Below are 18,243 nucleotides of genomic sequence, written 5' to 3'. Positions count from 1 at the left end.
CCCTCTCGGGCTTTCCTCCGGGCGCTTCCCTTCGGTGTTTCCGACTCTATCAGATCTTTTTCTCGATCCGATTCCCGGCCGGAGCGGGTTGTCTTGGGCCCGGCGCTTTTCGGCTCCCGGCCTTTCGACATTCACTACGTTAGCCGATTTCCGCCGCTACTCATAATCGAGTCCGCGGATTCGAATTCGGGCATGCAGGCATGCCGAACTCGCCCTCGATGAGGGTGACGTAGTAGTGGGTTGGCCGCTTCCGGTTGCTGGCTGAAGCCGTACCCGGTTCAGCGGCTCGGGCTACATTACGCATCCTCCAGGGACGCGTCAACTTCGGCGTCGCCGTGGTGTGTGGGCCCGATAGGGACTCACCGTAGGGTCGTTGGCGATCCAGAAGCGCCACGGGTGGACCGCTCCGTCGCCGGCGACGCCGGTCCGCGGACCGTTGCGGACCTGGTCGGGCGGCACCGGTGTGCCGGTCAGGGCGCGCAGCGGGGTCTCCCCCGGACTGCAGGCGTCCGTACCGTCCAGGGCCCGGTCCACGTCCAGAGCCGTGGCCAGACGTGCCGGGCCTTTGGCCAGTTCCTTGTCATTGCGGGCCGAGAGTCGACGTGTGTGGGCGAGCTCCGCTCCCTCGGTGATCTCGCCGGCCCGGAGGAGCACCCCGCTCGCCTGCCCCACCGGACCGCACACCAGATTCATGCAGTGCCACATGCCGTAAGTGAAGTAGACGTACACATGGCCGGGCGGTCCGAACATCACGTCGTTGCGGGGTGTGCGGCCCCGATACGCGTGCGAGCCCGGGTCGTTCGGGCCGTCGTACGCCTCGACCTCCGTCAGGCGTAGGACGATCGGGCCGTCCGGGGTGCTGCGGACGATCAGACGTCCCAGGAGGTCGGTGGCGACCTCCAGTACGGGCCGGTCGAAGAACTCCCTGGGCAGGGGCGTACGGTCAGGGGTCGCGATCACGGGGTACGAGCGTAGTCCAGACGGGTGCGTGCCAAAGGGTGGTCAAGAGTCCGCCCCCTTGGAAGGCTGAGGGCCCGGAACCGGTCCCGGCCGGATCGCGTATCTAGGGATCAAGGATCCACAGATGAGGGCGCGCGCGGTACGTGAGCGCGCATGGGGCAGGACGACGGATCAGGCGTTGCCTGGGAGGGAAGATTCATGGGGTTCAAGCGGCTGCTCGCGAGCCTGGGAGCCGGCGGGGCTTCGGTCGAGACGGTGCTGACCGAGGTCAACGTTGTTCCGGGCGGTGTCGTCCAAGGGGAGGTGCGGATCCAGGGCGGGTCCGTGAACCAGGCGATCGAGGGCCTGAACGTCGGTCTGCAGGCCCGGGTGGAGGTCGAGGGACACGACGACACGGAGCACAAGCAGGACATCGAGTTCACGAAGGTGCGGCTCGGCGGCGCCTTCGAGCTCCAGGCGGGGGCCGTGCACGCCGTGCCGTTCGGGTTCGAGATCCCCTGGGAGACGCCGATCACCATGATCGACGGGCAGGCGCTCCGCGGCATGCACATCGGGGTGACCACGGAGCTGGAGATCGCGCGTGCCCTGGACTCCGGTGACCTGGACCCGATCAACGTGCACCCGCTGCCGGCGCAGAAGGCGATCCTGGACGCGTTCATCCGGCTGGGCTTCCGCTTCAAGAACGCGGACATGGAGCGTGGCCACATCCGCGGTACACGGCAGCGGCTGCCGTTCTACCAGGAGATCGAGTTCTACCCGCCGGCCCAGTACCGCGGTCTCAATCAGGTCGAATTGAGCTTCGTCGCTGACGAGCACGCGATGGACGTCATCCTGGAAATGGACAAGAAGCCCGGGCTCTTCAGCGAGGGCAGTGACTCCTACCGTGCCTTCCAGGTGGGTCTGCACGACTTCCACGCCACGGACTGGGCCGCGTACCTCCACCAGTGGCTGTCCGAGGTCGGCAGCAAGCGCAGCTGGTTCTAGGCTCTGAACTGGAATCGGTTGATCCACTGACTTGGAGGTACCGAGGTGACCGAGTCCCAGAGGCGCCCGCTGCCGCATGACTTCCATCCGCCCGTACCGTCGTTCACGGTGACGAGCGAGGACGTCGAGGACGGCGCCAGGCTCAAGGACGCTCAGGTCTACGCGGCGGGGAACACCTCGCCGCAGCTGCGCTGGGAGGGCTTCCCGGCGGAGACCAAGAGCTTCGCGGTGACCTGCTACGACCCGGACGCCCCGACGGGCAGCGGGTTCTGGCACTGGGTCCTGTTCGACATCCCGGCCTCGGTGACCGAGTTGCCCGTGGGTGCGGGCAGCGGGAAGTTCGAGGGCCTCCCCGAGGGTGCGGTTCACGCGCGCAACGACTACGGGACGAAGGACTTCGGTGGTGCCGCGCCGCCGCCCGGGGACGGGTCGCACCGGTATGTGTTCACGGTGTACGCCGTGGACCAGGAGACGCTCGGTCCGGACTCGGACGCCTCTCCGGCCGTGGTCGGCTTCAATCTGCGGTTCCACACGCTGGCGCGCACACAGCTCATCGGCGAGTACGAGAATCCGGCCGCCGGCTGACGTACGTGCTGAAGACTGACGTTCATTGAACGTTTGCCCGCCTCCGGTCTTGGAAGTGATCGGAGGCGGGCATTTTTTATTGCGTTGTCCATCTCGGCGCGCCCGTCCAGAGTTGATCCAAGCCCGCCAGGGGGTGGGCAGGTGCACACGGGAGGTGGGCTGGATGCGTGACACGCTGGTTCTGAACGCGAGCTTCGAGCCGCTGTCGACAGTGACGCTGAATCGAGCCGTGGTCCTGGTGCTGCAGTCCAAGGCTGTCGTCGAGCAGACCCACCCCGAGATCCGTATGCGGGGAGCCGATGTGGACATACCAGCGCCCCGGGTCATCAGGCTTTGCAGGTATGTAAGGGTGCCCTTCCGAAGACAAGCGCCTTGGTCGAGGCGGGGTGTCCTCGTACGGGACCGGCACAGGTGCGCCTATTGCGGGAGGCGTGCGACGACCGTGGACCACGTGGTGCCGCGGTCGCAGGGTGGAGGCGACACCTGGCTCAACACGGTGGCCTCGTGCGCGGAGGACAACCACCGCAAGGCGAACCGCACACCGGAGGAGGCGGGGATGCCGCTGCTCAGGAAGCCGTTCGAACCGACGCCCGCGGACGCGATGCTGCTGTCGCTGGGGCACGACAACGTCGACGCGCTGCCGGAGTGGCTGGCACAGCCGGCGGCCTAGGCGGTACACGACGGCCGTCCAGAGGTCGCGGATCCGTACATGAACCGGCGCCCGTCTCCGTGGGAGACGGGCGCCGTTGTCGTACGGGCAGCGCCCGTCAGTCGATCGACGGCTTCTCGCGTCGGTCCGTGTCGCCGCCCGACTTGGCGGAGCCGGAGCCCGAACCCCCGCCCAGCGACCCGAAGTTGCCGATGGCTCCGGACAGGCCCTTCAGAGCGTCGCCGATCTCGCTGGGGACGATCCAGAGCTTGTTGGCGTCGCCTTCAGCGATCTTCGGGAGCATCTGCAGGTACTGGTACGACAGCAGCTTCTGGTCGGGGTCGCCGGCGTGGATGGACTCGAAGACCGTGCGGATCGCCTGGGCCTCGCCTTCGGCGCGCAATGCGGCGGCCTTGGCCTCACCTTCGGCGCGCAGGATCTGGGACTGCTTCTCACCCTCGGCGGTGAGGATCGCGGCCTGGCGCGTACCTTCCGCGGTGAGGATCGCGGCGCGCTTGTCACGGTCGGCGCGCATCTGCTTCTCCATCGAGTCCTGGATGGAGGTGGGGGGTTCGATGGCCTTCAGTTCGACGCGGTTGACGCGGATGCCCCACTTGCCGGTGGCCTCGTCGAGGACGCCGCGCAGGGCTGCGTTGATCTCCTCGCGGGAGGTCAGGGTGCGCTCCAGGTCCATGCCGCCGATGATGTTGCGCAGGGTGGTGACGGTCAGCTGCTCGATGGCCTGGATGTAGCTGGCGACTTCATAGGTGGCCGCCCGGGCGTCGGTGACCTGGTAGTAGATGACCGTGTCGATGTTGACCACCAGGTTGTCCTGGGTGATCACCGGCTGCGGCGGGAACGGGACGACCTGTTCGCGCAGGTCGATGCGGTTGCGGATGGAGTCGATGAAGGGGACCACGATGTTCAGGCCCGCGTTCAGCGTCCGTGTGTAGCGGCCGAAGCGCTCGACGATGGCGGCGCTCGCCTGCGGAATGACCTGGATCGTCTTGATCAGGGCGATGAAGACCAACACCACCAGAATGATCAGGACGATGATGATCGGTTCCATCGTGATTCCCCGTACCCCTTCTCCGCCTTGGCGCCCCGTGTTCTCCGCCTCGGCGCCCTGTAGAAGATCTTATGGTTGTTGAAGATCTTGCTGGACGAGTCTGACAGACCGTGCCGTGCCCCGTGGGCTGTTCCGTTCAGTTGAGTCCTACGAGGTCACATGACGATCGCCGTGGCCCCCTCGATCTCCACGACGTCCACTTCCTGGCCGACTTCGTAGGTGAGTTGGGAGTCGAGAGCGCGCGCGGACCAGACCTCGCCGGCCAGTTTGATCCGGCCGCCGCTGCCGTCGACGCGCTCCAGGACCACGGCCTGCTTGCCCTTCAAGGCCTCGACGCCGGTGGCGAATCGGGGTCGTTGGGCGCTGTGCCGGGCGGCGATGGGCCGGACCACGGCGATGAGCGCCACGGAGACGACGGCGAAGACGACGACCTGGAAGACGGCGTCGCCACCGAGGCCGGCGATCACGGCGGCCGCGACAGCGCCCACCGCGAGCATGCCGAGCTCCGGCATCGCGGTGATCACGAGCCCGATCCCGAGCCCCGCCGCGCCGATCAGCCACCACACCCAGGCGTCGATGTCCACGCGGTCATGGTAGGGCCGCGGGTCCGCCCGCGGACAGGGAGCAGATCAGGTCGGAGCGGGCTTCCGAAGGGGTTTGGGGCGGTCAGGACAGGGGCAGGCCCTGGGCCGTCCAACGCTCGCCGACCTGCTCGACGACGAGCGGGAGACCGAAGCAGAGGGAGAGGTTGCGCGAGGTCAGCTCGAGCTCCAGCGGACCCGCGGCGAGCACCTTGCCCTGACGGATCATCAGGACGTGGGTGAAGCCGGGGGCGATCTCCTCGACATGGTGCGTGACCATGACCATGGAGGGGGCGATCGGGTCCTGGGCGAGGCGTCCGAGACGGCGTACGAGATCCTCGCGGCCGCCGAGGTCGAGACCTGCGGCCGGCTCGTCGAGGAGCAGCAGCTCGGGGTCGGTCATCAGGGCGCGGGCGATCAGGGTGCGCTTGCGCTCGCCCTCGGAGAGCGTGCCGAACTTCCGGTCGAGGTACTCGCTCATGCCGAGGCGGTCGAGGAAGGCGCGGGCGCGCTGCTCGTCGACTTCCTCGTAGTCCTCCTGCCAGTGGGCCGTCATGCCGTACGCGGCGGTCAGCACGGTCTCGAGGACGGTCTGGCGCTTGGGGAGCTTTTCGGACATGGCGACACCGGCCACACCGATGCGCGGACGCAGCTCGAAGACGTCGGTGCCGGGCTTGCCGAGGGTCTCGCCGAGGATGGTGGCGGTGCCCTGGGAGGGGAAGAGGTAGCTGGAGGCGACGTTGAGGAGGGTCGTCTTCCCGGCGCCGTTCGGGCCGAGGATGACCCAGCGCTCCCCCTCCTTCACCGACCAGGAGACCTGGTCCACCAGAGCGCGGCCCTCACGGACCACGGATACGTCCTCCAGCTCCAGAACATCGCTCATGAGCGCGTTGTCTCCCCTTGCAGTGTGGCCGGTATCGGCTCTCGCGTACGCCTGTGGGCGTGGTCCGCCACGCCTGTGGGCGCAGCCCCGCAAGAAATCTACGCCACCTGCCGCCCGGACCATTCCATAGGTCAGGTCCTTAGGGTGGGGGCATGCTCTCGGAACCACGCTCAGGACGGCTGGCCGCATGGGGAAATGCCCTATTGGCCGGACTTGTTTCGCCGGACGACGCCGCGTCCGCCATCGTCGACGACGACGCGGTGCACCGGGTCGAGGGACTGCCGGCCGAACCGGCGCCCGTCGGGCTCACGCTCGCGCTGGGGCGGCTGCGGACGCTCGGGGTGAACGGGCTGCGGGTCGCGCTGCCCGCGCCGGGGCATCCGCTGGGGCTGAGCGGCCCGCCGGAGTTCAATGCGCGGGCGCTGGAGGCCGAGGAAGCGGTGGTCTGCCAGGGGGCCGCCTTCGGGCTGGTGCCTGAGGTGTACGAGGCCGGGCCCGACGGTGATGTGCACGTCGAGGTCGTCTGGCACTGTCTGCCGGTGCGCGAGGCGCCGCCCGCCGATGTGCCCTCGCTCGGGGAGGCCGAGCGGGAGCTGGCCGAGGCGCTGCGCGATGCGACGGAGGCGCTGTCGCGCCTGGACGTGGCGGGGTCGGGGCCGGTGGCGGAGGCCGCCGTCGACGCGTACCGGGCGCGGGCCGAGCGGGGGCGTGAGGTCCTGGCGCCGGGCTATCCGCCGCGGGCGGTTCGGGTGCTGGAGCTGGCCCAGCGGGTGGGGCTGCTGATCTCGGTGGCGTCCGAGAACGGGCACGGGGGCGCGGTGAGCGCCTCGGAGATGGCGGCGCGGGCCCAGGCGCTGCGGCCGGTGGAGCGGACGGCTCGGCGGGCGCAGGTGGCGGCGTACAACTCGATCGTGGAGCAGCGGGAGATTCGGTGACGTTAGGTGTCCTGGCGTCCGGCCTTCGGCGCACTGTCCCTGGGGGCTGCCGCCCCCAGACCCCCGCTTCGGCCTGAACGGCCTCGTCCTCAAACGCCGGACGGGCTGGTCTTGCCTCGGTCCGGCGTGTGACATTCGTTCTCACACGCCGGACCGGCTGGTCCTGCGTCCGCCCGGCTGTGTCGCATCACGCGGCCGGCCTCCCGGGAGTGTCCGGGAGGCCGGTGGTCACAAGGTGCCCCTTGGTGGGTTCAGTGGTTGATGCCCAGGTTGCCGAAGGCCGGGTTCAGGGCGCCGATCACGTTCACGGTGTTGCCGACCACGTTGACGGGGATGTGCACCGGAGCCTGGATGACGTTGCCCGACACGACGCCCGGGGAGCCCGCGGCCTTGCCGTGGGCGTGCGCGCCGCCCTCGCAGGCGGAGGCGAGACCGGTGCTCGCGGCGACCAGACCACCGGCCACCATCGAGACGGCAACGGCCTTCTTCAGGTTCTTCACTTCTGAGCCCTCTCCTTGCGATCACTGCGGCAGTCGCCGCAGCACGCCCTGGAGAACGGCCTGGGTCCACCGAGGATGCGCCGTCCGGGGGACATACACGACGGTATGAAGATCCGCTCAGTCGTTTCAGCCGTCGACACCGTGCCGCACCGCCCAGAGCGCGGCCTGGGTGCGGTCCGCCAGGTCCAGCTTCATCAGGATGTTCGAGACATGGGTCTTCACCGTCTTCTCCGACAGCACCAGGGCCCGGGCGATCTCCCGGTTCGACCGGCCGTCGGCGATCAGACCCAGCACCTCACGCTCCCGCTCGGTGAGTGAACCGGCCCTGCCCTGGCCAGGGTTCCCCTCCTCCTGCGAGAGCAGCGCGCCCGCGACCTCCGGTTGCAGCAGGATGTGCCCGGCGTGCACCGAGCGGATGGCTCCGGCGAGCGCGTCGGGGTCCACGTCCTTGTACACATATCCCGCGGCGCCCGCGCGCAGGGCGGGAACCACGGTGCGCTGCTCGGTGAAGCTGGTGACGATCAGCACGCGTGCGGGATTGTCGAGTTGGCGCAGTCTGCGCAGCGCGTCGATCCCGTCCATGCCCGGCATCTTGACGTCCATGAGGACGACGTCGGGCTTGAGCTCCTCGGCGCGGGCCACTCCCTCGGCGCCGTCGGAGGCCTCTCCGACGACCTCGATGTCGTCCTGCACCTCGAGGAAGGTGCGCAGTCCACGGCGGACCACCTGGTGGTCGTCGACGAGCAGCACCTTGATCGCGTCAGCCACCAGGGACCTCCATCTCTATCGTGGTGCCCTTCCCGGGCGCCGATTCCACGGTCAGGGTGCCTCCCACCCCGCCCGCCCGGTCACGCATGGAGACCAGGCCGAGGTGGCGGCCCGCGCGGCGGATCGCCGTCGGGTCGAAACCGCTGCCGTCGTCCGTGACGCGCAGGACGGCGCCCGGTCCGCACTTCTCCAGGGTCACCTCGACCCGCCCGGCGCCGGAGTGCCGCAGGGCGTTGTGCAGGGCCTCCTGGGCGACGCGCAGCAGCGCCTCCTCCTGGGCGGCCGGCAGCGCGCGGACGCCGCGGCCGGCGAAGGTCACGCGGGCCGTGTGGGCACGGTCGAGGACCTGGATCTGGGTGCGCAGGGTGGCGACCAGTCCGTCCTCGTCGAGGGCCGCGGGGCGCAACTCCACGACGGCCGCGCGCAGTTCGTCGACGGCGTCCCCGGCGAGCGTGGCCACCTGCTGCAGCTCGCCCTTGGCGCGCACCGGGTCGCGGTCGATCAGGGCGGCCGCGGCCTGGGCGGTGAGCCGCAGGGAGAAGAGCTTCTGGCTGACCGCGTCATGCAGCTCGTGGGCCAGCCGGGAGCGCTCCTCGGCGATGGTCAGCTCTCGGCTGCGCTCGTAGAGACGGGCGTTGGTGAGGGCGATCGCGGCATGCTGGGCCAGGATCGAGAGCAGCTCCTCGTCATCCTCGGTGAAACCGCATCCGCCCTGCGGGTTCGGGCACCTCTTGTTGGCGAGGAACAGCGCGCCGATGATCTCGTCGCCGTCGCGGATGGGCAGGCCGAGGAAGTCGGACAGGTCGGGGTGGGCGGCCGGCCAGCCCTCGAAGCGGGGGTCCTTGCGGACGTCGGCGAGCCGCTCGGGGCGCGACTCGTGCAGCATGGCGGCCAGGATGCCGTGCTGGCGCGGGAGCGGGCCGATGGCCTTCCACTGCTCGTCGCTGACCCCGTCCACGACGAACTGGGCGAAGCCTCCGTGGTTGTCCGGGACACCCAGCGCCGCGTACTCCGCGTCGAGCAGCTCGCGGGCCGAGGCCACGATCGTCTTGAGGACGTCGCGCACCTCGAGGTGCCTGCTCATGGCCAGCAGCGCGGAGCTCACCGCGTACAGGCCCGACCTGGGTCCATGGCTCATGACCTCACCGTACCGGTGGGATGTGACCGTGCGTATCCGACGTGTGGCGGTCGTACCTGGGGCGAAGGGCCTAGGGCGAAGGACCCCCGTTCCTTGCGGCCCGCGTCCGAGGCGGCCGGCAGGGACCGGTTCCTACGTTGAGGTCACCGCCGATCAGCGGTGGCCGAGGGACCGAAGGGGACGGTAGTCATGCCGGTTGCGATCATCACGGGGGCTTCCAAGGGGCTGGGGCGGGCGCTCGGCGCGGCTCTGGCGGAGCGCGGCTGGGACCTGGTGCTGGACGCCAGGACCGCACCGGTTCTGGCCGAGACGGCCGATGAGCTGGCCGGGCACGGGACCAGGGTGGCGGCGCTGCCCGGGGATGTGACGGACGCGGGGCACCGGGCCGCCCTGGTGCGGGCGGCCCGGCGGCTGGGCGGGCTGGACCTGCTGGTGAGCAACGCGAGCGCGCTGGGCGCGGAGCCGCTGGTACGGCTGGAGGGGCTGCCGCCGGACGGCTTGCGGCGGGCGCTCGAGGTCAATGTGGTGGCCGCGCTGGGCCTCGTCCAGGAGGCGCTGCCGCTGCTGCGGGCGTCGCAGGCGGGCACCGTCGTCGCCGTCAGTTCGGACGCGGCGGCCGAGGCGTACGAGACCTGGGGCGGGTACGGGGCGTCCAAGGCGGCGCTGGACCATCTGGCGGCGGTGCTCGCCGTGGAGGAGCCGGGACTGCGAGTGTGGGCGGTGGATCCGGGCGACATGGCCACCGACCTGTATACAGCGGCCGTACCGGACGACGGCGGTCCGCGGCCGGCGCCGGAGAGCGTGGTGCCCGCGTTCCTCAGGCTGCTGGACAGGCGTCCGGCGAGCGGCCGCTACGGTGCTTCCTCGCTGCTGGAGACGCGATGAGGACGGGGACGGGGATCCCTCGGGCCGAGCGCGTCCGGAAGCAGTGGACACTCCCGGAGGAGCTGGCGGCGCGGGTCCCGGCCGAGCAGCGCGGGCCGGGCCTGGACCGGGACAGCGTGCGGCTGCTGGTCTCCCGCGGCACCGACGTCTCGCACCACGCGTTCGTGGAGCTGCCGCGGCTGCTGCGGGCCGGGGACCTGCTCGTCGTCAACACGTCACCGACGCTGGCGGCCGCGGTGGACGGCTGGCTCGGGCACGCGCGCGTGGTGGTGCACTTCTCGACACGCGGGGACGACGGGCGGTGGGCGGTCGAGCTCCGGGATCCGGACGGACGGGGCACCACGCGCGCGCGTGCGTCGAGCGGGGCGCGAGGCGCTGCCCGTAAGAACGGCGGCGGGCGGCGGGAGGCCGGGGCCGGCGCGGAAGTGCGGCTTCCGGGCGACGTGCGGCTCGTCCTCGAGGAGCCGCTGTCGCCGCGGAGCGACCGGCTGTGGTGGGCCCGTCCCTCGGACGGGGACCTGGCCGGGCTGCTGGGCCGGCACGGGCGTCCCATTCGCTACTCCTATACGGAAAGGGACCAGCCGCTGTCCGCGTACCAGACGGTGTTCGCGCTGCCATCCGCCGACGGCTCGGGCAGCGCGGAGATGCCGAGCGCGGCTCGGCCGTTCACCTCGCGGACCGTGGTGGAGCTGGTGAGCCGGGGGGTGCAGGTCGCACCGGTCACGCTGCACACGGGGGTGGCGTCGGCGGAGGCCCATGAACCTCCCTCTCCGGAGCGCTTCTCGGTGCCGCAGGCGTCGGCGCGACTGATCAACGCGGTCCGGGCCGGGGACGGCCGGGTGGTGGCGGTGGGGACGACGGCCGTGCGGGCGGTGGAGTCGGCGGTGGGTGCCGACGGGGTGGTGCGGGCCCGGGAGGGCTGGACGGATCTGGTGGTGACGCCCAAGCGCGGGGTGCGGGTGGTCGACGGGCTGCTGACCGGCCTGCACGAGCCGCAGGCATCGCATCTGCTGATGCTGGAGGCCATCGCCGGGAGGGAGGCGATCGACCGTGCCTACGAGGCGGCGCTGGCCGAGCGATACCTGTGGCACGAGTTCGGTGACGCCCACCTCATCCTGCCCCCGAATTCGCATCACACTGTGCGTTGCTAGAGCAACTGCATGTGAAGAACCCATGACCTCGATGTGAGGACGCACATAGGACCCACATCACATACGAAGCGGCATAGGACCGGGATAAGCCCCTCATGAACGGGGAAGACGGGACAGTCTGCCCCGTTTTGCCCCTCCTGGGCCCACTAACCGGGGTAGTACGTCACATCTTTGCCTGGGGTTTTTGCGGCCGCTAAGAATTGCTTCCGTCGCTCGGCGCCGTGGCTCGTTACCCGCGGCGCTTGTGCTGGAAACATCCGAATCCACCGGCACCAGAGCGACCTCCGCGCAATTCGAAGAGGTCACTCCGACATGCCCCAGATCACCAATATTCGTAGTCGTGCCCGTGCGCTGACCAAGACGCAGAAGCTGTCGGCCGCATGCTGCACCGGCCTCGGTATCGCCACCCTCGCGATCACCGCCACGCCGAGCGAGGCGCAGACCACGACCCACGAGGCCCCGGCCGCCGCCGCGGCCCCGGTGACCATAGGCAACCAGCCGGTAAAGGCGATCAAGGCGAGCGTCACCGACCAGGAGGCCGCCTCGATGCTGAAGGCCGAGGCGATCGCCGCGAAGCAGCAGGCCGCTCCGAAGCCGGCCGCCCAGAAGGCACAGCAGCAGGCGGTGCAGCAGCGCAGCACGCAGCAGTCCGCGAGCCGCTCCGCCGACCGCGCCCCCGTCCGGCAGTCCTCCCCGAAGTCCTACGCCAACAACCTCGACGGCTGGATCCGCCAGTCGCTCGACATCATGGCGCAGAAGGGCATCCCGGGCTCGTACAACGGCCTGTACCGCAACATCATGCGGGAGTCCTCGGGCAACCCGATGGCCATCAACAACTGGGACATCAACGCCCGCAACGGCATCCCCTCCAAGGGCCTGCTCCAGGTGATCGACCCGACCTTCCGGGCGTACCACGTGGCGGGCACGTCGATGAACATCTACGACCCGGTCGCGAACATCACCGCCGCCTGCAACTACGCGGCGCACCGCTACGGCTCGATGGACAACGTCAACAGCGCGTACTGAGGCCTGCGCGGACCTCTTCTCGCTGAACAGAGGAAAGGGCGGCACCCCCTGACGGGTGCCGCCCTTTCCGCGTTGTACGGGAGTGACTACTTCCGCATGACCTCGGGCTCGTGGCGGCGCAGGAAGCGGGCCACGAGGATGCCGCAGATCACACCGATGGCGATCAGGGCGGCCATGTCCAGGGTCCAGGCGCCCGCCGTGTGGTTCCACAGCGGATCCGTGCTGGTCGGGTCGCTCGTGTTCGGGAAGATGTTGTTGAAATCGAGCGTCGCACCGGTGGCGCCCACCGCCCAGCGGGACGGCATCAGGTACGAGACCTCGTTGGCGCCGACCGCGCCGTGCAGGGTGAAGAGGCAGCCGGTGAAGACGACCTGGATGATCGCGAACATCACCAGCAGCGGCATGGTCTTCTCGGCGGTCTTCACGAGTGCGGAGATGACCAAGCCGAACATCATCGATGTGAAGCCCAGCGCCATGACCGGCAGGCAGAGCTCGAACAGCGTCGACCCGCCCAGGACGACACCCTCCTTGGGGATCTCGCGGCTGGAGAACCCGATCAGGCCGACCATGAGGCCCTGCAGCACGGTGATGACGCCGAGGACGAACACCTTCGACATGAGGTACGCGGAGCGCGACAGGCCGGTGGCGCGCTCCCGCTCGTAGATGACCCGTTCCTTGATCAGCTCGCGAACGGAGTTGGCGGCGCCCGCGAAACAGGCGCCCACCGCGAGGATCAGCAGGACCGTGGTGGCCGTGCCGTTCGGGACGGCCACGCCGGTCTTCGGGCTGACCGGGTTGACCAGCAGGCCCTTGTCACTGTCGATGAGCAGGCTGACGGCGCCCAGCACCGCCGGCAGGATCACCGTCAGTGCCAGGAACCCCTTGTCGGAGGCGATGACCGCGGCGTACCGCCGGATCAGGGTGCCCAGCTGGGAGAACCAGCCCTGCGGCTTGGGTGGCTTGATCGCCTGCGGCGGCGGCATGTGCACCGACTGCGGGGCGACGGCGTCGATGTCCGCGGCGTACATCTGGTAGTGCTGCGAGCCCTTCCAGCGGCCCGCCCAGTCGTAGTCGCGGTAGTTCTCGAAGGCGGAGAACACATCGGCCCAGGTTTCGTAGCCGAAGAAGTTCAGCGCCTCCTCCGGCGGGCCGAAGTAGGCGACGGAGCCGCCCGGCGCCATCACGAGCAGCTTGTCGCACAGGGCGAGCTCGGCCACGGAGTGGGTGACGACGAGGACCGTGCGGCCGTCGTCGGCCAGGCCGCGCAGCAGCTGCATGACGTCGCGGTCCATGCCCGGGTCGAGACCGGACGTCGGCTCGTCCAGGAAGATCAGCGACGGCTTGGTGAGCAGCTCCAGGGCCACCGAGACACGCTTGCGCTGACCGCCGGAGAGGGAGGTGACCTTCTTCTCCTTGTGGACGTCCAGCTTCAGCTCGCGCAGCACCTCGTCGATGCGGGCCTCACGCTCGGCGGCCGTGGTGTCGGCCGGGAAGCGCAGCTTGGCCGCGTACTTGAGGGCCTTCTTGACGGTCAGCTCCTTGTGCAGGATGTCGTCCTGCGGGACCAGACCGATGCGCTGGCGCAGCTCCGCGAACTGCTTGTACAGGTTCCGGTTGTCGTAGAGGACGTCACCCTCGTTCGCGGGGCGGTAGCCGGTGAGCGCCTTCAACAGCGTCGACTTGCCGGAGCCGGACGGGCCGATGACCGCGATGAGCGACTTCTCCGGGACGCCGAAGGAGACGTCCTTGAGGATCTGCTTGCCGCCGTCGACCGTCACGGTCAGGTGGCGGGCGGAGAAGGAGATCTCACCGGTGTCGACGAACTCCTCGAGCCGGTCGCCGACCAGACGGAACGTCGTGTGGCCGACGCCGACGATGTCATTGGGTCCGAGCAGCAAGGAGCCGCCCTTGCCGATCGGCATACCGTTGACGAACGTGCCGTTGTGCGAGCCGAGGTCACGGATCTCGAAACGGCCGTCGGGCGTGGCGTGGAACTCGGCGTGATGGCGGGAGACTTGGAGGTCCGACACGACCAGTTCGTTCTCCAGCGCACGACCGATGCGCATCACACGGCCGAGGGCGAGCTGGTGGAACGTGGTCGGACTGCGGTCGCCGTAGACCGGAGGCGCCCCCGCGCCACTTCCGGGGCCCTGCTGCTGCGGGATCTGTGCGGCGGCCTGCGGCGCAGCCTGGTCGGCCCAGCTCGGGTCGGCGCCCTGGGCGGCGTACGGCTGCTGCTGGGGCCGGGCCTGCGGCACGGCCACGGCGGCCGCGGCACCGGACAGGTTCAGGCGCGGTCCGTCGTTCGCGTTGCCCAGATGCACGGCCGAGCCGGGGCCGATCTCCAACTGGTGGACCCGATGGCCCTGTGCGAACGTCCCGTTGGTGCTTCCGTGGTCCTCGATAACCCAACTGCGGCCGTTCCAGCTGATCGTGGCGTGACGCCAGGAAACCCTGGCGTCGTCGAACACGATGTCTCCCTGCGGATCACGTCCGAGGGTGTATGGCCTGGACGCGTCCAGCGTCCAGGTGCGTCCGTTCACTTCGAGTACGAGTTCAGACACTCCATGCCCCACTGAGTTGTCCCCCGAATTGCCCCCATCACAGGGAGTCTAGGGATGTCGAACATCGTGGGGAACTATTTCAGGCTGAGCCCTCTGACCGAAAGTCGGGCTTTATGACCCATGCGTGGACCCGCCGGAACGCGTCCCGTTGACGGGGTTGAAACCGCCCCGGAGAGTGGTAATCCCCCGCGAGGGGGGACATCCGCGGTGGATCACCGCGGCGCGGACCGGGGGGCAGGCATGGATGTCGGAACAGCGGGAGAGGGCCGGCGGCTGCCGTGGACGGACGTGCTCCTGTCCGCGATCGCCTCGGTGAGCTGGGCCTTGATCGGGATGGCGGGGACGGCCGCGCTCGGACTGCATCTGCTCCAGGCCGACGCCGCGGGCTCGCTCGGCCCGATGACCGCGGCGGTCGTGGCACTTGGGGCGAACGGGTCGGTCACACCGTCCGGCGACGTGTCGGCGTTCGGCCTGAAGGGGGCGGAGGCGACGACCGCCATAGAGATCACGCCCTTGGGTGTGAGTCTGGTCGGGGCGCTGCTGCTCTGCTGGTTCTTCCTGCGTTCCCTGCGCACGGCGGGAGTTGTGGTCGCGCCCGCCGAACTCCTTGTGCGTGCGGGCGCGGTGGTGGTGCTGTTCGTGGCGATGCTGGGCGGTCTGGCCTGGGCCGGACACGACGTCATCACCATCGACGGGGGCTCCCTCGGGCTCGGCGGGCTGCCGGGCGGGGGCGGCGGCGGGAGCATCGGCATCCCCGGTCTCGGCGACATCGGGGGGCTGCTGCCGAGCCGGATCGGCGACCTGGTCGACGCCAAGGCAGCGGTCGGCTTCTCCGTGGACACGGTGCCCACGCTGCTCGGTGGCGCCGCATGGGCCGCGGGCGTGCTGCTGATCTCCCTGCTCGCGTCCCGGCGCACCCCTCTGCCACGCGGCTGGGACGCGGTGCACCGGGTGGTGCGTCCGGCCGTGTCGGCGCAGGTGACCGCGGTGCTGGTGGCGGTGGTCGCCGGCCTCGCGGCGGCCGCCTACGCCGCGATCGGCGACGACCATCCGGCGCGGATCGCGGGGGCGGCCCTCCTCGGGGTGCCGAACGGAGTGTGGCTGGGCCTGCCGCTCGGCCTGTTCGTGCCCTGGGACGGCAGGGCCACGGGTGAGCTGGCGAAACTGCTGCCCGATCCGCTGGACCGGCTGCTGAGCGTGCGGACACAGCAGCCGGTCACCCTCGGACGGCTGGCCGAACTGGACGGCAAGGTATGGCTGCTGGCGGTCGCCGCGGCCCTCCTGATGCTCTTCGCGGGCGTGCTGACCGCGGCGCGTACGCCTCTGGTACGAGCACGGGATGCCGCGGCCGCACCAGTCCCGCCTGCTGCCGGTGTACGGGGCCCCGGTCCTCTCGGCTTCGCAGGGCGCTGTGCGCTGCGGCTCGGGATCGTGACGGCACTGGCGCTGCCGCTGCTGGCCTGGCTGACGGACGTGTCCGTGGACGCCTCGCTGTCCGTGTTCGGATTCGACGCGTTCGGTGCCGGCATCGAGTTGCACGGGCACCTCGCCATGGCGCTGCTGCTGGGTGCGGTGTGGGGCGCGGGCGCGGGCGCGGCCGGGGCGCTGATCGCGTATGCGACCGGGACGGCCGGGAGCCGGGCGGCACGGCAGGCACGCGGTGAGGTCGGGCCGCCGGTCCCTCCACTCCCCTTGTTCGCGCGGGTGCCGCAGGGGCCGGGCCCGTACGAGCCGGGCACCCCGTTCCGCCCGCCGAACCCCGACACGAACCCGTATCTGCGGCTGCCGGAAGGGCTGCGCGAACCGGAGGACGCACGGCCGGACGAGCGCGGGCAAAGGGGCAGGCCCCGCACGTCACCCGGCCGGACCGCGCCGGCGCACGGCCCTCGGCCCCCGCAGACGCGGTCCGGCGAGCCCGCGCCGCCTCCGCGCGGCGCTGTGCCGCCTGCTTCCGAAGACGTATACGGCGCCCCCACGGTGATCCGGCCGATCGAGCCGCCCGCGCCGTCCCCGGGCCGGCACGGGCGGGGCCCGTCGTCGGACCAGGGTGGGCCGCCCCCGCCTCCCCCGCCCCCGCCTGGGTCACCCGGGCGGCCCCGGGGACGCGGCTGACCGGCCCCCCTCCGGGCCGCACTCGCGGCCGGGCCGCAGCGGGGATCAAGCCGCGGCCTGCGTCTTCTTCCTCGCTCAAGACACGCGTCATCCGTCAGCCACCCACTGTTCCCTGTCCGCTGGGCGGACCGGGAACGCGCAAGGCACTGGGTGCCGGATACGGTGGAAACACCATGAGCGCATCGCAGACCTCCGACGCCCCCACACTCCTTGTCAAGATCTTCGGCAAGGACCGGCCGGGTCTGACCGCCGGCCTGTTCGACACCCTGGCCGCCTACAGCGTCGACGTCGTCGACATCGAGCAGGTCGTCACCCGGGGCCGGATGGTGCTGTGCGTCCTCGTGACCGTGCCCCCGTCCGGGCTCGAGGGAGATCTGCGGGCCACCGTCCACAGCTGGGCGGAGTCCATGAAGATGCAGGCGGAGATCATCTCCGGTATCGGCGACAACCGCCCGCGGGGCCTCGGGCGCTCGCTGGTCACCGTCCTCGGCCACCCGCTGACGGCCGAGTCGACGGCCGCCATCGCCGACCGCATCGCCACCGCCGGTGGCAACATCGACCGTATCTTCCGGCTCGCCAAGTACCCGGTGACCGCCGTCGAGTTCGCCGTCTCCGGTGTGGAGACCGAGCCGCTGCGCACCGCCCTGGCGACCGATGCCGCGGCGCTCGGTGTCGACGTCGCCGTGGTCGCGGCGGGTCTGCACCGCCGGGCGCAGCGTCTGGTCGTCATGGACGTGGACTCGACGCTCATCCAGGACGAGGTCATCGAACTGTTCGCGGCGCACGCCGGCTGTCAGGCGGAGGTCGCCGAGGTGACGGCGGCCGCAATGCGCGGCGAGCTGGACTTCGAACAGTCGCTGCACGCCCGGGTGGCGCTGCTCAAGGGGCTCGACGCGTCGGTGGTCGACAAGGTGCGCGCCGAGATCCGGCTCACTCCGGGCGCGCGCACCCTGATCCGGACGCTGAAGCGGCTCGGTTTCCAAGTAGGGGTCGTCTCCGGTGGGTTCACCCAGGTCACGGAGGACCTCAAGGAGCGGCTCGGGCTCGACTTCGCGCAGGCCAACACGCTGGAGATCGTCGACGGGAAGCTGACCGGAAAGGTCGTCGGCGAGATCGTCGACCGGGCGGGCAAGGCGCGGCTGCTGCGCCGGTTCGCGGCGGAGGCGGGTGTACCGCTGGCGCAGACCGTGGCGATCGGTGACGGCGCCAACGATCTCGACATGCTGAACGCGGCCGGTCTGGGTGTCGCCTTCAATGCCAAGCCCGTCGTCCGTGAGGCCGCGCACACCGCGGTGAACTTCCCCTTCCTGGACACCGTGCTCTATCTGCTGGGCGTCACCCGGGAAGAGGTCGAGGCGGCCGACATCCAGGACGACCTGCACTGAGTCCGCGCGGGAGCGGCCCAGGACACCGGGCGGGCCCGGCACCGCCGGGGTGCCGGGGCCGCCCCCGG

The 18,243-nt window shown here is 70.2% G+C and carries 16 protein-coding genes and 1 pseudogene; 9 read left to right on the top strand and 8 right to left on the bottom strand.

Features of this window, described 5'->3' with window-relative positions:
• Positions 1-318: 318 nt before the first annotated feature.
• Positions 319-960: a DNA-3-methyladenine glycosylase gene (locus tag ACWDA7_RS39680; RefSeq protein ID WP_359398936.1), complete on the bottom strand. Its 642-nt coding sequence runs from the start codon at positions 958-960 to the stop codon at positions 319-321.
• Positions 961-1,158: 198 nt separating this feature from the next.
• On the opposite strand from ACWDA7_RS39680, the gene ACWDA7_RS39675 reads away from it, so the two are divergent.
• The 3 genes from ACWDA7_RS39675 (at position 1,159) to ACWDA7_RS39665 (ending at position 3,199) form a co-directional block, all read left to right on the top strand.
• On the top strand, positions 1,159-1,944 hold the full coding sequence (locus ACWDA7_RS39675) for a sporulation protein (RefSeq protein ID WP_450611231.1): 786 nt from the start codon (positions 1,159-1,161) through the stop codon (positions 1,942-1,944).
• A gap of 45 nt (positions 1,945-1,989) precedes the next feature.
• Positions 1,990-2,529, top strand: coding sequence for a YbhB/YbcL family Raf kinase inhibitor-like protein (locus tag ACWDA7_RS39670; RefSeq protein WP_359398933.1), 540 nt, complete (start codon positions 1,990-1,992; stop codon positions 2,527-2,529).
• Between the two features lie 163 nt (positions 2,530-2,692).
• On the top strand, positions 2,693-3,199 hold the full coding sequence (locus ACWDA7_RS39665) for an HNH endonuclease (protein WP_450611229.1): 507 nt from the start codon (positions 2,693-2,695) through the stop codon (positions 3,197-3,199).
• Between the two features lie 97 nt (positions 3,200-3,296).
• Here the strand turns inward: ACWDA7_RS39665 and ACWDA7_RS39660 are convergent, their stop codons facing one another.
• The 3 genes and pseudogenes from ACWDA7_RS39660 to ACWDA7_RS39650 form a co-directional block, all read right to left on the bottom strand.
• On the bottom strand, positions 3,297-4,247 hold the full coding sequence (locus ACWDA7_RS39660; RefSeq protein WP_450611227.1) for an SPFH domain-containing protein: 951 nt from the start codon (positions 4,245-4,247) through the stop codon (positions 3,297-3,299).
• 155 nt (positions 4,248-4,402) lie between these two features.
• The gene (locus tag ACWDA7_RS39655; protein ID WP_359398927.1) at positions 4,403-4,831 is read right to left on the bottom strand and encodes an NfeD family protein; all 429 of its coding nucleotides are present in this window, start codon (positions 4,829-4,831) and stop codon (positions 4,403-4,405) included.
• A gap of 349 nt (positions 4,832-5,180) precedes the next feature.
• Positions 5,181-5,711 (bottom strand): annotated as a pseudogene (locus ACWDA7_RS39650) (ABC transporter ATP-binding protein); the annotation flags it as partial.
• 152 nt (positions 5,712-5,863) lie between these two features.
• On the opposite strand from ACWDA7_RS39650, the gene ACWDA7_RS39645 reads away from it, so the two are divergent.
• Complete coding sequence (locus ACWDA7_RS39645; RefSeq protein WP_450611225.1) at positions 5,864-6,646, top strand: hypothetical protein; 783 nt, start codon at positions 5,864-5,866, stop codon at positions 6,644-6,646.
• Positions 6,647-6,897: 251 nt separating this feature from the next.
• Here the strand turns inward: ACWDA7_RS39645 and ACWDA7_RS39640 are convergent, their stop codons facing one another.
• The 3 genes from ACWDA7_RS39640 to ACWDA7_RS39630 form a co-directional block, all read right to left on the bottom strand.
• Entirely contained in the window at positions 6,898-7,146 is a 249-nt protein-coding gene (locus ACWDA7_RS39640) for a chaplin (protein ID WP_450611223.1), read from the bottom strand.
• Positions 7,147-7,272: 126 nt separating this feature from the next.
• Positions 7,273-7,914, bottom strand: a complete 642-nt coding sequence (locus tag ACWDA7_RS39635; RefSeq protein WP_450611221.1) for a response regulator — start codon at positions 7,912-7,914, stop codon at positions 7,273-7,275.
• Entirely contained in the window at positions 7,907-9,052 is a 1,146-nt protein-coding gene (locus ACWDA7_RS39630) for a GAF domain-containing sensor histidine kinase (protein ID WP_450611219.1), read from the bottom strand. The genes ACWDA7_RS39635 and ACWDA7_RS39630 overlap by 8 nt, the downstream gene beginning before the upstream one ends.
• 189 nt (positions 9,053-9,241) lie before the next feature.
• On the opposite strand from ACWDA7_RS39630, the gene ACWDA7_RS39625 reads away from it, so the two are divergent.
• From ACWDA7_RS39625 to ACWDA7_RS39615, 3 genes are all read left to right on the top strand, one after another.
• A complete protein-coding gene (locus ACWDA7_RS39625) occupies positions 9,242-9,937 on the top strand; it encodes an SDR family NAD(P)-dependent oxidoreductase (RefSeq protein WP_450611217.1) in 696 nt (231 codons plus the stop codon).
• Positions 9,934-11,088, top strand: a complete 1,155-nt coding sequence (locus ACWDA7_RS39620; protein ID WP_450611215.1) for an S-adenosylmethionine:tRNA ribosyltransferase-isomerase — start codon at positions 9,934-9,936, stop codon at positions 11,086-11,088. The genes ACWDA7_RS39625 and ACWDA7_RS39620 overlap by 4 nt, the downstream gene beginning before the upstream one ends.
• 312 nt (positions 11,089-11,400) lie before the next feature.
• Positions 11,401-12,114 (top strand): transglycosylase SLT domain-containing protein, encoded by a 714-nt coding sequence (locus ACWDA7_RS39615; protein ID WP_450611213.1) that lies wholly within the window; start codon positions 11,401-11,403, stop codon positions 12,112-12,114.
• Between the two features lie 86 nt (positions 12,115-12,200).
• Here ACWDA7_RS39615 and ACWDA7_RS39610 read toward each other — a convergent pair whose 3' ends face one another.
• Positions 12,201-14,678 carry an FHA domain-containing protein gene (locus ACWDA7_RS39610; protein WP_450611211.1) on the bottom strand — a complete coding sequence of 826 codons (2,478 nt, stop codon included), beginning with the start codon at positions 14,676-14,678 and terminating at the stop codon, positions 12,201-12,203.
• 240 nt (positions 14,679-14,918) lie between these two features.
• Here ACWDA7_RS39610 and ACWDA7_RS39605 point away from each other — a divergent pair, with 240 nt between their 5' ends.
• Both ACWDA7_RS39605 and serB read left to right on the top strand, forming a co-directional pair.
• Entirely contained in the window at positions 14,919-16,790 is a 1,872-nt protein-coding gene (locus tag ACWDA7_RS39605) for a streptophobe family protein (protein ID WP_450611209.1), read from the top strand.
• A gap of 173 nt (positions 16,791-16,963) precedes the next feature.
• Positions 16,964-18,175: a phosphoserine phosphatase SerB gene (gene serB, locus ACWDA7_RS39600; RefSeq protein WP_450611207.1), complete on the top strand. Its 1,212-nt coding sequence runs from the start codon at positions 16,964-16,966 to the stop codon at positions 18,173-18,175.
• Positions 18,176-18,243 lie beyond the last annotated feature (68 nt).

Source organism: Streptomyces sp. NPDC001156 (genome assembly GCF_053598275.1).
Note: the sequence above shows the minus strand (reverse complement) of the source record. Positions and strands in the feature narration are given on the sequence as shown.